Source organism: Phenylobacterium sp., assembly GCF_030651755.1.
Classification (GTDB): domain Bacteria; phylum Pseudomonadota; class Alphaproteobacteria; order Caulobacterales; family Caulobacteraceae; genus Phenylobacterium.
The window spans coordinates 1-14,160 of record NZ_JAUSBZ010000057.1 but is presented as its reverse complement, the minus strand read 5'-3'; the positions used below and the strand labels follow the sequence as shown (position 1 = coordinate 14,160).

Sequence of the window (14,160 nt, the reverse complement as noted above, 5' to 3'; positions counted from 1 at the left end):
GGCTCGCAACGCCTCGGGCGTCGCTTCAGCCAGAAAGGGGGCGGCTCGATTGTATGGGATCGGAATCTGGAGTTCCACGATCCGGGTGATCTTCACCGCCCCAACTTGCCAACTCAGCATCGCGGCCTCCCTTTGGTCATGGTCGTGGACCGCATCGCGGCGGAAGAAATCGACGCTGAAAAATTGTCCAACCGCAGCTGACGCTTAAGCCTCTGCTCGCCGCTCGCGGATTCTGCCACGCTCACTCGCTCAGTTGACTGCGGACAGATCGGGCAACCCCAGGATCCGCTTGGAGATGATGTTATTCTGCACTTCCTGGCTGCCGCCATAGATCGTGCTAGCCTTACCGCCCAGCCAGCCGCGCACGGCGTCCAGCTCCGCGGGGGTGAAATCCTCGCCCGCCCAGCCTAGGCCCTGGTGACCCATGATCTCGAGCGTCAGTTCGGCCCGGTCCTGAGTCCAGCGGGTGCCGGCGTTCTTCATGATCGAGGTCGCCGCCGACGGGCCGGCGTTGCCCTTGGCTTCCGCCATCGCCCGCATCGCCGTCTGCTGGAAGGCGCGCCCGTCCATCTCGTTTGAAACGATCCGGGTCCGCAGGTCGCTGTCGGCCAGGCGACCGTGCGCGTCGACGCCGACATAGGCCTTGGCGAGATCTGGAAGGGCCGCAGTGCCGCCGAGGGCGTTTCCCATACTCGAAATGCTGGAGCGCTCGTGCTGCAGGAGCCGCTTTCCGATTGTCCAGCCGGCGTTCAGGGGACCCACCAGATCCTTCTTCTCGGCGCGCGCGTCCGTCAGAAAGGTTTCGCAAAACGGCGAGCTGCCGGCGATCAGCTTGATCGGCCGCACTTCGACGCCTGGCTGGCGCATGGTGAAGAGCACGAAGGAGATGCCTTCATGCTTCTTCGTGGGATCGCTTCGAACAAGACAGAAGCACCAGTCAGCCCATTGGGCACCCGATGTCCAAATCTTCTGGCCGTTGATCCGATAGTGGTCGCCCATGTCCTCGCATCGCGTCTGCAGGGAGGCCAGATCAGAGCCGGCCCCGGGCTCGGAGTAGCCTTGGCACCACTGAACTTCGCCGCGGCAGATCGGCGGAATGTGCTCCAGCTTCTGTTCTTCAGTGCCGTACTCGAGCAAGGTCGGTCCGAACATCATGACGCCCATTCCCCCGATCGGGTTGTAGGCTCCAGCGCGCGAAAATTCCTGGTGGATAACTCGGGCGTGGGCCGAAGAAAGCCCCGCACCGCCGTATTCGGCAGGCCACGTCGGCGTCCCCCAACCCTTTCCGCCGACCGCCTTGCGCCAGGCGACCTGTTCCTCGGTCGGCTGCAGACGCTCTTCAAGCCCGGTCGGATTGCTCAGACCCTTCAAGTCCGAAGGGACGTTGACTTCGACCCAGGCCCGCACGTCCTGACGAAAGGCCTCGATAGTCTGATCTGCGGCGTCAGCCATTACAAAAACTCCATTGTTTGAAGAGACGCGATCAGTTTCCAACTTGGCTAGAACGGCCACGTTTAGATTACGTAGTTATCAGAAGGCGCTCCTGTATGGTTCCGCCACGTTGTCGTGGCAGATCCAGTTCCATTCCTGCTCGCCCAAGCCCTTGGTGTGCTCTTCGAGCATGGTCTGCGACAAGGGGCAGGTTGAATCGGAACACGGGAAATCGTTCGCCCACATCAGTCGCCGGGCATTGCACATGTCCTTCATCCTGAACGCCACCCAGCCATTCTGGCAGCCGCGAATGCGCCGCGCGCCGTGATCTGCAGTGGGTCTTTGCCGGCGGCGACGACCGGCCCCGTTGGCATCGGCGAGGCTAGTCCTTCGATAACAAAGGCATCGCCGATCTTGTCGAGCCGCTCCATCCGCGGTGCTCGATCACGAAACTTCGGATCGATGTAGTCGACGTAGCAATGTTGCGGCTCGGTAATGTGGGAGTCAGCGGATATGGGCTTCTTCATCATCTTTATCCAAGCCCGCGTCGTTTCAGGGAAGCGTCCTCGCCGCGCCTGCGCTTGTGCGCGCGCAGCATTGACGGATGGCCGCCGCTTCTTGCTGTCTGGTCCAAGCGCGGTCGCTTGGCGATCACCCATCGTGTACGATCGCAAAATATATATCTGTTAGCCCGAAACTACTATGTATTAAATGACATGGTGAGCTTGGCCGCCCTCCGCGGGTCCCGTGCTCACCGCCGGTCGCGACGGGCCAACTTGCCATATATGGGGGTATGCCGGCTTGCCGGGACGAACGCCTGCGAGGGGCCTTCAAAGAGAGGGTGGTTTGCAAGATGGCTCGACCTGCAGGGTTTCGCCCCAGGGGCCGGACGACCACGCCACCAAACACTCACGCTTCGTTTTGGCCATTTCAACAACCGACCAAAACTCTCAGTGCTGATCCTCATCATGAGGTCATTTATCGTATTGCGACTTACGAGAATGACGTGTACCAGCCATCAGCCGATGAGGCTCGCACGGTATTCGGCTTTTCGTCTCTGAGAGCACGCACTGCGGCCCCATCCTGCCCAAAGCTCCAGCCTACCTCCCGGGGCCCAGGGCAGCTTAGGCGGCGCGGAAGACCGGCCGTGCCGCCCTTTTTTTTGGCAGGTGTGCAATGGTCTATCCGCGCCTCACGGTTCGCGAAATTGCATTCGGCTCTGAGAGGCTGTTTGGAAAAGGCGTGAGCGGGGATTCCGCTTCGTCGTGGTCTGTGATTCAAGCTAGGCGACGCCGCCCAGCCCCAGGCCGCGCTCAAGGATCTCCGGGGTGGCGTCGAGCAATTCCAGCACCTGCAGGATGCCCAGCAGGATGGCGGCGGCGGCCAGGATGCGCGTGCCGACGATCGACAGGATGTAGGCGTAGAGCTTCACGAGGCCTGGACCCGCGCATCCCGCGCCGCCATCGCCCGGGTGATCCTGTCCCCGGCCGTGCCGATCAACCGGCTGATGGGCGTCTCGCCGGGCCTGTTCCGGCTGCCCAGGAACATCCAGACGCCAAACCCGGTGAACAGAGCGAAGGGCGTCCAGATCCCGAAGAAGGCCGGGACGACCCCGCTTTCGGCCAGGGACTGGCCAAGCTGCAGGGCGTGCTGGAAGGCCAGCAGCAGAATGCCGGCGAAGACCAGGCCCGGCGTGCGCCGTCCCCGCTTGGTCGCCAGGCCGAGGGGAAAGGCGATCAGCGGCAGGAAGGGCAGGAAGGCGGCCCGCGCCAGCCGGCCGTAGAGCTCCGACAGCAGGGTGCTGCGGGGCAGGACGCTGTCGCCGGACCCCGCCAGGCGGGCCAGCTCGCCCAGGGTCAGTTCGCGTTCATCGCCGCCGCGGGCGCGGAGCAGTTCGGTGGCGCCGGCCAGGGGGGCGGTGGTGCTGAAACTGTCGAAATCCAGGATGTCATAGACCCCGTCCGTCCCCTCCAGGATGCGCCGGCCGTTCTGGAGGTTGAGGGTCACATTCAACCGGTCCTGGGACACCTGCAGGTCGGCCGTGGTGGCGGTGATCACCTCTTCGCGGCCGGTCGGCGTCAGCCGGCGTATGAACAGCCCCTCCAGCCGCTGACCCTGGGGGTCAGCCCGGTCGGCGGTCATGATCAGACGATCCTCGGTGACGAAGGCGCCCGCCTGCAGTTCGCCGTTCCAGCCGGCGTTGGCCGCCGCGTGCATCACCGCCCGATAGGCGTAGCGGCTGTAGGGCTGCATGTAGCCGAACACGATCAGGCTGACCAAGGTGAGCGCCAGGCCCAGGCAGATGAAGGGGGTGGCTAGCCGGGGGAGGGACACGCCGCTGGCCAGCAGGGCGTCGATCTCCGACCCGTCGCTCAGCCGCGTGATGACAATGAACAGCGCGACGAAGAAGGCCACCGGCAGGGCGAGGCCAAAATAGTGAGGCACCAGCTGGCCGGTCAGCTGCACCACGAAGCCGAAACGATCGCTGCTCTGGGCCAGCAGGTCGAGAAGGCGCAGCGCCCGTTCGAGCAGGAGGGCGATCAGGGTCACGGCCAGGCAGCCCAGCATCGGGCCTGCCGTCAGCCGCAGGACGTAGCGGTCGAGCAGGGGCAGACCGAACGTAAAGGTGGGCTTGGGCGTCAGAGCCGTGGTCACGCCGCGCGCCACTCGCGCCGCCAGGCCTCGGCCAGCGCCGCAAGACCTTCGGGACTGAGCGCCACGGCCGACGCCAGGTTGGGCTGGCCCGGCCAGCCGGCGTCGGCGAAGGTCTCGCCCGCGTGTTCACGCACGCCCTCGTACCGGGGAATCACGTGGAAATGTACATCGGGATCGACCATCATGAGCATCAGATAGTTGATCTTGGCGTAGTCCACAGTCTGGCGCAGAAGACGCTCAATCCCGCGGACCGCCACCTGCAGATCTTCAAAGGCCTGGCCGCTCAGATCTGAAAATGCCTGGACGGGCTCCTTGCACACAAGGACGAGAGACCCAAATGTAGGCTGCTTGGGGCGCACCAGCAACAGCCAATGGTCAGTCTCACCCACCATCGAGTGGGGATAGCCAAAGTTTACCGCGGTCGCATTGCTCATGAAGCACCCTGCTGATCGGGCGCCATCCGCCGTCGGCGCAAACATAGGGGGTCGTCACAGCCCATGAAAGTCCGAACAGCCCTTGCGGGCCTTGCCTTCGTCGTGTCGCTCGGGGTCGCTGCGCCCAGCCTGGCGGCCGACCAATGCGTGGGCCGTGAAGGGCCGCACAAGGTCTCGGTGGCGGTCACCGGCGTGAGCCCGATCAAGGGGGAGGTGGCGGTCACCCTCTATCCCGACAACCCCCGCCGGTTCCTGGCGCCCAAGGGCAAGCTGCTGCGCGCACGGGTGAAGGCGACGCCGCGGATGACCGAGGTCTGTTTCTGGGTTCCCGAGCCGGCCTACTACGCCATCGCCATCTATCACGACGTCAACAGCGATCATGACTTCAACCGGACGATCATCGGCATGCCGGCGGAGGGGTTCGGGTTTTCCAACAATGCGCCGACCCGCGTCGGCCTTCCGTCCTTTGAGAGCGTGCGGTTCCGCGCCGGACCAGGCACCACCCAGGTCCCCATCTCCATGCGCTATCAGCGCTAGAGACTGATGCGATCAGACGGAACCGTCCGATCTTTTAATCAGGCTCGGCGCCTCAACGCCAATTCTGGCCGTCTTGCCCTCTGGCAAGACCAACGTACTGGCCCTCGACCTCGGGATCCGGCCCGGCTGGACCCTGGACGCAACTCTGGCGCGGATCACCCGTGGCCCGCTGAACCTGAAGACACGGCGTCCCCTGGCCCTGGGCTGGGCTGGCGATGAGCAGGCGGATCTCGCGGGGTTCATCTTTGGCCTCGGCGCCTTCGTTCGCGCCACCCAGATGTCGCAGTCCGTCCACCGCATGGGGGCCTTCCACAGCCTGGCGGTGGCCTTGACGGTCGTCGGCGCAGCCTTTGGCGCACTGTTTGGCCAGGACGGCGACGGCTGGCGCCAGGGGGTGCGCGCGAGCCTGTCCATCGATGGGCGCGAGACGACGCTCGCCCCGCGCTTCGTCGTGCTGGCCACGTCGCTCAAGCGCCTGCCCCTCGGGCTTCGCCCCTTCGGTCCCCCGCAGGATGGGATGAAAGTCTTGGACGTCGCCGCCCCCCCCCAGGCGACTGGCGCTGGCCCTGCCGGCCGTGCTGATGGGTCGCGCTGAGACCTGGCTGCGACGCCAAGGTTACCGTCGGAGCCTGGCCGAGCGCGTTGTGGTTTCCAGCCCGGCGCCCGTGGTCGTTGACGGCGAGGTGTTCCCCGGCGGCGAGATCGCGATCGGCCTGGGCGCGCCTGTGCGATTCCTGGTCCCGTGATGGAGGCTCTGCAGACCCTGGTCGGCGAAGACCTGGCGCGGGCCGCCCCACCGCCGGGGCGCGCCATGGCGCAGGCGCTGGCCAGTCGCATCGAGGGCGTCGCCGCGGTTCTGTTCTACGGATCGGTCCTGCGCACAGGCGATCTGGACGGCGTGGTGGACTTCTACGTCCTTACCCATGGCCCGCGCCCGGGTTGGCGCGGCCTGGCGGGCCGGGTTCTCTGGCCCGATGTCAGCTACCACGAGCTGGAGCTCGACGGCCGTATCCTGCGGGCCAAGGTGGCGACCATGACCCTGGCCCAGTTCCGCTCGGCGGTCACGGGACGGCGGATCGACACGACCATCTGGACGCGCTTCGTCCAGCCCTCGGCCCTGGTCTGGGCGTCGGATGCGGACACCCTTCGGGACATCTCCCGGGCCGTCTCCGAGGCCGCCTGCGCCGCGGCCCGGTTCGCCGCCGCCCTCGGTCCATCGGAAGGCCCTGCCCTGGACTACTGGCGGGCCCTATTTCGCCAGACCTATGCGGCGGAGTTCCGCGTCGAGGCCCGCGGGCGGGAGAACGATATCCTGGGCGTCGATCCCGGCCGCTACGAGCGGCTGCTGCTGGCGGCCTGGCGGGCGCAGGGCCTGGCGTTCGAGGAGACGCCGGGTGATGGGACGGTGCGGCCCGTGTTGGACGACCATGAGCGGGGGCGCATCCTGGCGGCCTGGCGACTTAGGCGCGCGCTTGGCAAGCCGCTCAACCTGGCCCGTCTCGCCAAGGCGGCCTTCACCTTCGAGGGGGCGGCCCGCTACGCCGCCTGGAAGATCGAGCGGCACACCGGCCTGCGCGTGCCGCTCACGCCGTGGCGGGAGAAGCACCCCATCCTGGCCTCGCCCGGGGTGTTCTGGCGGCTGTGGAAGGCCCGTCGCGCGCAGACCGCCGGCCGCGACCGCGCCTGAGGGCGCCGACCGACCCGACCTTCAGCCGCGGGCACGCTTGGGTTCGGTCGCCAGCACGCCGAGTTCGCGCGCCACCTTGCCCATCACCGCGATGACCTGGTCCAGCTGTTCGATGCTGTGGGCCGCGCTGACGCTCGAGCGGAGCAGGGGGCGGTTGTCCGGGGTCGCCGGGGGCAGGGCGAGATTGAGATAGACCCCGTTCTGCAGCAGCAGGTTCCACATGGCGGCGGCCACCGCCTGGTCCGGCATGGTGACGGCCACGATCGGGCTGCAGGTCGGCCCCGTCGCCAGCCCCAGGGCGGTGAGCCCGTCATAGAGGTGCTGGGCGTTGGCGTGCAGCCGGTGGCACAGTTCCGGCGCCTCCTGGATCCGGCGCAGGGCGCCCAGGGTCGAGGCGATCACCGCCGGCGGCAGGGAGGCGGTGAACATGTAGGGGCGGCAGACGATGCGCATGACATCGAAATCATCCATGTCCGAGACACAGAAGCCGCCCACCGAGCCCAGGCTCTTGGAGAAGGTGCCGACGATGACGTCCACATCGGCCTCGGCCGCCACCTCCTCGGCCAGACCGCGGCCGGTCGCCCCCAGGACGCCCATGGAATGGGCCTCATCCACCAGCAGATAGGCGCCCATCTCGCGCTTCACCGCCGCGATCTCCCGCAGGGGCGCCACGTCGCCGACCATCGAGTAGATGCCCTCGACGACGATGAGCTTCTCGCCGGGCGCGTCCTTGAGGCGACGCAGGCGCTTGTAGAGATCCTCGGGATCGTTGTGGCGGAAGCGGGTGACCTCGGCGTGGCCCAGGCGCGAGCCGTCATAGATGCTGGCGTGGCTGTCGGCGTCCAGAAGCAGGTGGTCGCCCCGACCGACCAGGGTCGAGAGCACGCCCAGATTGGCCTGATAGCCCGTGGTGAACACCATGGCGTGCTGGCGGCCATAGAAGGCTTCCAGGGCGCGCTCCAGCTCCACATGGCCCTCATAGCTGCCATTGGCGATGCGCGACCCCGTAGTGCCGGTGCCCCGCTCGCGCACTGCGCGGACCGACTCCTCGACACAGGCCTCGTCAAAGGTCAGGCCCAGATAGTTGTTGGTGCCGAGCAGAATGGTCGGACGGCCGTCGACGACGCCCTCCGTGGGGGAGATGACCGCATCGAACCGGACCCCGAACGGATCGGCCGCCGTATCGCGAAGCGCCTTATAGGCGTCTCTGGACGCCGCGTGCCTATCGAGCAGAGCCATGCTCAAACCTTGTTCCGGATGTTGTCGATAAGCGCCGCGAGATCGCCCACGGTCTGGACTTCGCTCAGGCGGTCGATGGGGATGGAGATGTCGAAGCGATCTTCGAGCTCCATCACGATGTTCATGAGGGCCAGGGAGTCCACGGCGAGGTCGCGCGAGATGTCGGATGACGCGGTCACAAGGACCTCGCGCTCCAGCACGGCCTCAGCGGCCTTCGCCACCTCAAGCACGGTGGGATCTGTCACCAGTTGCATAGAGACCGACTCGCCCCCTAGAACGATCGTCCGTTAACGCCGCATCTTTGGCGCAATATGACGCGGGCGTCAGCACCTGATCGCCTGCTGTAGCGGCGGTTTGCGAAACCTGACGCCGGAGGCCGCATACCCCTGAACCGTATGTAGGAACCCGTCGGCGAGATTAAAGCGGGCCGGCGGAAGTCCGGAAATCTGCTCGCCCGGCGCCACCGACCAGTCCAGGTGCGTCAACTCTCGCAGCTTGCCGAAGGTCAGCATGGGGGCCGATCGACCGCCCCGCGCCGCGCCCATCACGGCGACGACGCCCAGGGCGGCGTTGGGGATCCGCTGGAAGCGGGGCCTGCGGCCAAAGGCGTCCGCCGCCGTCTGGAACACCTCGCGCCAGCCATAGCCCTGGGGGCGAGGATCGGACAGGCTGAGCGTCTGGCCGCCCGGCTGTCCCGTCAGGGCGGCGATCTGCCGCGCCGCGTCCTCGACATGCATCATGGCCATCCGCGCCTTCGGATCGAGAAGCGGCAGGATCGGACTTGCGGCGGCCAGCTGGAAGAGGGGCAGGGTCTCGGCGTCGCCGGGGCCGTAAAGGGCCGGGGGGCGCACGATGGTCAGGCGCTCGCCCAGCACTGCGTGCGCCGCCGTCTCGCCGGCCCGCTTGCTGGCGGCGTAGTCCGAAAGTCCGGGCTCCCGCGCGGCCAGGCTGGAGATCAGCAGCACCGCGCCCTCGGCGCGCTCAGCCACCCGGCGGGCGCCTTGCTCATTGACGATGAAGAAGGCGGCCCGGCTGCGCGCCTTGATCAGGCCAGCCCCATGAATGACGACGTCGGCGCCGGCGCAGGCCCTGTCCAGGGCGCGATCATCTCCCAGATCGCCGGGCACGACCTCGACCTCCAGGCCGCGCCACAGGGGGTGGATAACGTCGCGGCGGGCCAGCACCCGTATGCGCCAGCCGTCGGCCGCGAGCGCGGGCACGAGATAGCGGCCGAGGAACCCCGTCGCGCCGGTGACCGTGACGAGACCCCGTGACACCCTAGGCCGGCTCGGCTTCGGCCAGCCCGGCGAGATACTCAGCCTTGGCCCGCGAACGGCTGAGCTTGCCCGACGAGGTCTGGGGCAGGGCGTGCCCGCCGACAAGGTTCACCTGGGCCTCCACGCCGTGGCGCTGGCGGAGCAGGTCGGTGACCTCGACGGCCAGCTTCTGGCGCGTTTCAGCGTCGCTGCTGCGGGTCTGGACCAGGACGATCACCGCCTCCTCGCCCTCGGCGGGAACGGAGAAGGCGGCGACATCGCCGCTGCGCAGGCCGGCGATCTCGGCCTCAGCGGTCCATTCCAGGTCCTGCGGCCAGATATTGCGGCCATTGAGGATGATCAGGTCCTTGCTGCGCCCGGTCAGGACGATCTCGCCCTCCGACAGATAGCCGAGGTCGCCGGTGTCGAGCCAACCCTCGGCGCCCAGGACGCGGGCGGTGGCGTCGGGGTCCTGGAAGTAGCCGCTCATCAGGCTGGGGCCGCGGGCGAAGACCCGACCGGTCCGGCGCTCCGGCAGGATCTCGCCCCGCTCGCCGCGGACCTGAAGCTCGTGCCCCGGCAGGGGCGGCCCGCAGCGGGCGAACTCCCGGACGCGGGGCGAGGGCGCGCCTGAGGCCGCCACGCCGTCGCGCTCCAGGCGGTGCACATCCAGTCGCTCGGTGACCAGGCCCTTGCCCAGGGGCGCCATGGTCAGGGCCAGCGTCGCCTCGGCCATGCCATAGCTGGCCACGAAAGCCTGGGGGTCGAAGCCCGCCGCCGCGAAGCGCGCGGCGAAGTCCCGCAGGGGCTTGGTGCGGACCATGTCGCCGCCGAGGCCGGCGATCCGCCAGCGCGACAGGTCATAGCCTTCGAGGCTGGCGTTCTCGGCCCGCCGCGCGCAGAGCTCGTAGCCGAAGGTGGGGCTGTAGGAGATGGTCGTACCGTTCTTGCCCATAAGGTCGAGCCAGAGCAGCGGACGGCGGACAAAGGCGCCGGTGGGAAAGCGCGTGCTGCCGGACGAGAACTGGAGATAGCAGGGGCTGTCTGGCCCGATCTCCGGCAACGCTTGTCCGGTGGACTGTGGCAGGTCGACCAGGGCGCCGGCGAACTGCATCGGGCGAACCGCGGCGGTTTCGGACGCAACGGGCGCACCCCAAATCACCACCCGATCAGTGAATCACAGGTCGAAAAGCGGAGATACAACAAACCGATCGGCCCGCGCAATTCGCAAGCTTTTGCGCACCCAATCCCCAAAACTTGCGAAAACGAATATCTGAAATCGCCGGGATTGACCGTCAAATCAAGGCGTTGATATTTTTCACGAGCGACTTCGGACTTATTTTAAGCACCGACCAGTGGCTGGTCGCGCGACCCGAGGGAGGGGCATTGCCTCAGGCGTGAACGGCGTTATGGTAATGGCCATTACCGTCAGCATAGAGGCAATAATGCCTAGCGACTGAGGGGGGAAACATGAAAAATTGCAAGAATCTACGATTCGCCTTCGCGAGCGGCGCATCCGCGCTCGCTCTGGCTGCGGCCTCGCCTGGTTGGGCGCAAGACACCGGCTTCACCATTGAAGAGCTGGTGGTGACGGCTGAAAGGCGCGATCAGCGCCTTCAGGATGTGCCCGTGGCCGTGACGGCCTATACAAGTGAGCGGCGCGACGTGCTTGGGGTAGCCAACGTCGAGGATTTGGCGCGTGTATCGCCGAGCGTCACTTATACCAACAACGACCGCCTCTCGATCCGAGGCTTTGGTCGCCTGACCAATGCTATCGGAACCGATCCTTCCGTAGCGCTGTACTCCGACGGAATATTCTCAAACTCCATGGCTGATGCAGCCACGCCGTCACTGTTTATCGAACGCACGGAGATTCTGCGTGGACCGCAAGGCACGCTGTACGGACGTAATTCCATCGGCGGGGCGCTGAACATCATCGCCAAGCGTCCAACGGAGGATTTCAACGGTGAGGTCCGTGCCGTTCTTGGGAACTACGGCACCTGGCGAACCGACGCCTTGGTTCGTGGACCGATCACGGATGGCCTACGCTTCCTTCTCGGGGGCTCTCTGGAGCGCCGAGAGGAAGGCTTCTTCGAGAACCTCGGGCCTGCCGGCGATTCCAGCGCTGTTAAACGGTACATAGTCGAGGCCCAGCTGGAAGCCGATCTTGGCGAGAACATCACGGCCCGCCTGCGCTATACGAAATTCGACTGGGATGACAGCTTCGGCGTTGGCAACGTCCACGAGTCGATCACGAGCCGCTACGACACCACGTCTCCGACCGGTCTCGGCAATGCTGGCCTCTACTACAATCCGACCTTCGGCTTCGCAGGAACTAATCCGGCGATGACCGACCCCTACAAGATCAGCACCAACCAGACGAGTGAAGGTAAGCTCAGTAATCATGAGCGATTGCACTTAGACCTTACCTGGGATCTTGGCGGCATGACCCTCAAGTATCTGGCCGGCTACCAATCCTATCTCTACGACACGGCTGGGGACGAGGATCGTTCATCGCGCACCGGCCTATTCAGCGTGCCGACCGCGACGCCTTTCGGCGCCTACACCGCTACGGGCGTGTCGCCAGACCAGAGGTTCTTCTACCGCGAGGACCAAAAATGGTACTCCAACGAGATCAACCTGTCATCGAACACGGGCGGGCCACTGCGCTGGATCGCCGGTCTGTACCAGTATCATCAAACCTACGCGCAACCCCAGGGCCAGCGGGTCCTTAACGATCCGGCCGTTCAGAACCCGATCAATCTGGCGACCAGTGGCCCGGCGGCACCGAACCCGATGGGGAACTATCTCTTCGTAGACGGTACGCTTGAGGTGGATTCTTACGCGGCCTTTCTTCAGGTCGACTATGATATCACCGATACCATCACGTTTACGGGTGGCATCCGGTACACGGTCGATGAGAAGTCGGGTACAGACTCGGCTCGCTACGTGTCGCGCACCAACACCACGACAACAATCTTGGCCGCCGCGGGGATACCAGCCGCCGTCGGACAAGGGATCGCGGTGGATTTGACAACCTTTGCCATATGCGGCGGCCCAACCATCGCGTCCTGCCTGGCCAACCCGTTGTACGCCAATGTACGTGAGCTCTCAGGCGGTGGTCTGACGCGTGACCTGTCGGGCGACTACGACGCCTGGACCGGGACCTTGGGTCTGCAATGGCAGCCGGACAGCGACACCAACGCCTACGCCCGTTACAGCCGCGGCTATAAGTCGGGTGGTTGGCAGGCCTCGAGCGGCCTCGCTCCGATCCCCTATGCTGATCCCGAATATGTTGACAACTTCGAGCTCGGGCTGAAGAAAAATGTGGGGCGGCGCTTCCAACTGAATTCTGCGCTGTTCTACGCGGACTATCAGGGTTTTCAGGCGCCGCTGACCGTGGTTCTTGACCCCGCGGCGGGCTTAACGGGCAGTCAGTTCGTGAATCTGGACGCTGTGAGTTGGGGCCTTGAGATGGAGGCCCAGTGGGCTCCGATCGATCATCTTCAGATTTTCGCGAGCTATTCGTACCTCAATACCGAGATTAAGAGCGGCTGCTGCTTCGTCGATACAGCCGACCCGAAGGCTCTGCAGGCGGGCGCGCGACCTACGGGCGTCGTGTTGCCGGACGGAAGCAGGCTCCAGACCCTCGTTGGGAACAGGCTTCCCATAACTCCGGAGAACAAACTCAACCTAGGACTGAATTATACAGTCGAGTTGGCTGAGGGCGATCTCGTACTTGGGGCCACCTACACCTTCACCGACGAGCAACAGGCCGTCGTTTTTGCTCAGCCGGGCTTCCGCTCGCCATCGAACGAAGTCGTCGACTTCCGGGCGCTTTGGAAGGACGCCGACGATCGCTACACGGTGATCGGCTACGTCAAGAACGCCTTTGATGAGTTGGCCTATCAGGACTTCCGAACCGGAGCCCCCTCGGCCAGCGGAATCCAGCGTACCACATTGAAGCCGAACTTTCCTCGGACCTATGGGATAGAATTCCAGTACCGGTTCTAAGCCAACAGTGGGCCGTTTCCGAGCGATAGCAGGGAGACGGTCCACCCCTTCCGTTGGTGGCAAGTTGCCTGGTCAGGTGACCTGCCCCCTCCGGTCCCTCGATCGTTGTGGGAGCCCAGGGGTTTGATAGTTGATCTGCAGCGCTGGCGGTGGCGGCCGGGCGCCATAACCTTTGAGGTTGCGCAGCCGACCGGCCGCGGGGTTCAGCCGCACTGCTTCCGGCATTGGGCCGCTATGCGCTGAGTGGGGCCGCAGATTTGTTGTAATCGCGCCGCCAGCGCTCGATTACGGCCCGGGCGTTCGCTGGGTGCGCGAAGACCTTCTCGTTCAGGCCCTCGTCGTGCAGCTTGCCGTTGAAGCTCTCCACGAAGCCATTCTGCTGTGGTTTGCTCGGCGCGATGTAGTGCCAGCCGGTCCCGGTGCGGTTGGTCCATTCCAACATCGCACGGCTTGTCATTTCCGTGCCGTTGTTGCTGACGATGGTGGGTGGCATTCCATGCCGGGCGATCAGGCAGCGTGCCATGCGATGGCCGCCGATCGAGGTGTCCACGATCAGCGCCAGGGCCTCGCGGGTGAAGTTGTCGACGGCGCACACCAGCTCTTCGACGGGCGTAAGATACGCATCCTGGCGATAATAGACACCTTCAGTCGGTGTTCGCCGGCGCTGGATCCCCGCTTTGCCTACAAGGCCTGCGACGTCGTCCAGACGCTCGAACTGGCCGGCAAAGCGGTCGGCTATCCACGGGTCATCCGCGTCGACAATGGCCCCGAATTTGTCTCCCGCGACCTTGATCTCTGGGCCTACCAGCGGGGCGTCATCCTGGACTTCAGCCGCCCTGGCAAGCCGACGGACAACGCCTTTGCGGAGTCCTTCAACGGCAAGGTCCGGGCCGAATGCTTGAACACC

The 14,160-nt window shown here is 65.4% G+C and carries 14 protein-coding genes and 2 pseudogenes; 6 read left to right on the top strand and 10 right to left on the bottom strand.

What is annotated here, in order from left to right:
- On the top strand, nt 1-201 hold a 201-nt coding region (locus Q7V15_RS05910; protein ID WP_304754504.1), incomplete at its 5' end, for a hypothetical protein.
- A 48-nt stretch (nt 202-249) separates the two neighbouring features.
- On the opposite strand, the gene Q7V15_RS05905 is transcribed toward Q7V15_RS05910, so the two are convergent.
- The 5 genes from Q7V15_RS05905 to Q7V15_RS05885 form a co-directional block, all read right to left on the bottom strand.
- Nucleotides 250-1,452, bottom strand: coding sequence for an acyl-CoA dehydrogenase family protein (locus Q7V15_RS05905; RefSeq protein ID WP_304754503.1), 1,203 nt, complete (start codon nt 1,450-1,452; stop codon nt 250-252).
- A 251-nt stretch (nt 1,453-1,703) separates the two neighbouring features.
- Nucleotides 1,704-1,961, bottom strand: a complete 258-nt coding sequence (locus Q7V15_RS05900; RefSeq protein WP_304713912.1) for a hypothetical protein — start codon at nt 1,959-1,961, stop codon at nt 1,704-1,706.
- A gap of 752 nt (nt 1,962-2,713) precedes the next feature.
- Nucleotides 2,714-2,863: a hypothetical protein gene (locus Q7V15_RS05895; RefSeq protein ID WP_304713911.1), complete on the bottom strand. Its 150-nt coding sequence runs from the start codon at nt 2,861-2,863 to the stop codon at nt 2,714-2,716.
- On the bottom strand, nt 2,860-4,086 hold the full coding sequence (locus tag Q7V15_RS05890; RefSeq protein ID WP_304754502.1) for an LptF/LptG family permease: 1,227 nt from the start codon (nt 4,084-4,086) through the stop codon (nt 2,860-2,862). Before Q7V15_RS05890 ends, Q7V15_RS05895 begins: the two co-directional genes overlap by 4 nt.
- A complete protein-coding gene (locus Q7V15_RS05885; RefSeq protein WP_304754501.1) occupies nt 4,083-4,520 on the bottom strand; it encodes an HIT family protein in 438 nt (145 codons plus the stop codon). The genes Q7V15_RS05890 and Q7V15_RS05885 overlap by 4 nt, the downstream gene beginning before the upstream one ends.
- Before the next feature lie 63 nt (nt 4,521-4,583).
- Between Q7V15_RS05885 and Q7V15_RS05880 the strand changes: the two genes are divergently transcribed.
- The 3 genes from Q7V15_RS05880 to Q7V15_RS05870 all read left to right on the top strand — a co-directional run bounded on the left by Q7V15_RS05880 (nt 4,584) and on the right by Q7V15_RS05870 (nt 6,744).
- Complete coding sequence (locus Q7V15_RS05880; protein ID WP_293416840.1) at nt 4,584-5,057, top strand: DUF2141 domain-containing protein; 474 nt, start codon at nt 4,584-4,586, stop codon at nt 5,055-5,057.
- Nucleotides 5,058-5,130: 73 nt separating this feature from the next.
- Nucleotides 5,131-5,652: a hypothetical protein gene (locus Q7V15_RS05875; RefSeq protein ID WP_304754500.1), complete on the top strand. Its 522-nt coding sequence runs from the start codon at nt 5,131-5,133 to the stop codon at nt 5,650-5,652.
- A gap of 150 nt (nt 5,653-5,802) precedes the next feature.
- On the top strand, nt 5,803-6,744 hold the full coding sequence (locus Q7V15_RS05870) for a hypothetical protein (protein ID WP_304754499.1): 942 nt from the start codon (nt 5,803-5,805) through the stop codon (nt 6,742-6,744).
- Nucleotides 6,745-6,765: 21 nt separating this feature from the next.
- Here the strand turns inward: Q7V15_RS05870 and Q7V15_RS05865 are convergent, their stop codons facing one another.
- The 4 genes and pseudogenes from Q7V15_RS05865 to Q7V15_RS05850 form a co-directional block, all read right to left on the bottom strand.
- Nucleotides 6,766-7,983, bottom strand: a complete 1,218-nt coding sequence (locus Q7V15_RS05865; RefSeq protein ID WP_304754498.1) for a pyridoxal phosphate-dependent aminotransferase family protein — start codon at nt 7,981-7,983, stop codon at nt 6,766-6,768.
- 2 nt (nt 7,984-7,985) lie between these two features.
- Nucleotides 7,986-8,237: an acyl carrier protein gene (locus Q7V15_RS05860; protein WP_304754497.1), complete on the bottom strand. Its 252-nt coding sequence runs from the start codon at nt 8,235-8,237 to the stop codon at nt 7,986-7,988.
- A gap of 69 nt (nt 8,238-8,306) precedes the next feature.
- Nucleotides 8,307-9,260: an NAD(P)-dependent oxidoreductase gene (locus Q7V15_RS05855; protein WP_304754496.1), complete on the bottom strand. Its 954-nt coding sequence runs from the start codon at nt 9,258-9,260 to the stop codon at nt 8,307-8,309.
- Nucleotide 9,261: 1 nt separating this feature from the next.
- Nucleotides 9,262-10,377: pseudogene (locus tag Q7V15_RS05850) on the bottom strand (AMP-binding protein); the annotation flags it as partial.
- Between the two features lie 332 nt (nt 10,378-10,709).
- On the opposite strand from Q7V15_RS05850, the gene Q7V15_RS05845 reads away from it, so the two are divergent.
- On the top strand, nt 10,710-13,253 hold the full coding sequence (locus Q7V15_RS05845; protein ID WP_304754495.1) for a TonB-dependent receptor: 2,544 nt from the start codon (nt 10,710-10,712) through the stop codon (nt 13,251-13,253).
- A 232-nt stretch (nt 13,254-13,485) separates the two neighbouring features.
- Here Q7V15_RS05845 and Q7V15_RS16480 read toward each other — a convergent pair whose 3' ends face one another.
- Nucleotides 13,486-13,695: a transposase gene (locus Q7V15_RS16480; RefSeq protein WP_370689773.1), complete on the bottom strand. Its 210-nt coding sequence runs from the start codon at nt 13,693-13,695 to the stop codon at nt 13,486-13,488.
- Nucleotides 13,696-13,848: 153 nt separating this feature from the next.
- Here Q7V15_RS16480 and Q7V15_RS05835 point away from each other — a divergent pair.
- Nucleotides 13,849-14,160 (top strand): annotated as a pseudogene (locus Q7V15_RS05835) (DDE-type integrase/transposase/recombinase); the annotation flags it as partial.

Bases quoted from the DNA above. Each gene is read 5' to 3' on its own strand.
- Q7V15_RS05885 (WP_304754501.1), bottom strand. From the start codon at position 4,520: ATGAGCAATGCGACCGCGGTAAACTTTGGCTATCCCCACTCGATGGTG.
- Q7V15_RS05865 (WP_304754498.1), bottom strand. From the start codon at position 7,983: ATGGCTCTGCTCGATAGGCACGCGGCGTCCAGAGACGCCTATAAGGCG.
- Q7V15_RS16480 (WP_370689773.1), bottom strand. From the start codon at position 13,695: ATGTTGGAATGGACCAACCGCACCGGGACCGGCTGGCACTACATCGCG.
- Q7V15_RS05845 (WP_304754495.1), top strand. From the start codon at position 10,710: ATGAAAAATTGCAAGAATCTACGATTCGCCTTCGCGAGCGGCGCATCC.
- Q7V15_RS05900 (WP_304713912.1), bottom strand. From the start codon at position 1,961: ATGATGAAGAAGCCCATATCCGCTGACTCCCACATTACCGAGCCGCAA.
- Q7V15_RS05905 (WP_304754503.1), bottom strand. From the start codon at position 1,452: ATGGCTGACGCCGCAGATCAGACTATCGAGGCCTTTCGTCAGGACGTG.
- Q7V15_RS05860 (WP_304754497.1), bottom strand. From the start codon at position 8,237: ATGCAACTGGTGACAGATCCCACCGTGCTTGAGGTGGCGAAGGCCGCT.
- Q7V15_RS05880 (WP_293416840.1), top strand. From the start codon at position 4,584: ATGAAAGTCCGAACAGCCCTTGCGGGCCTTGCCTTCGTCGTGTCGCTC.
- Q7V15_RS05870 (WP_304754499.1), top strand. From the start codon at position 5,803: ATGGAGGCTCTGCAGACCCTGGTCGGCGAAGACCTGGCGCGGGCCGCC.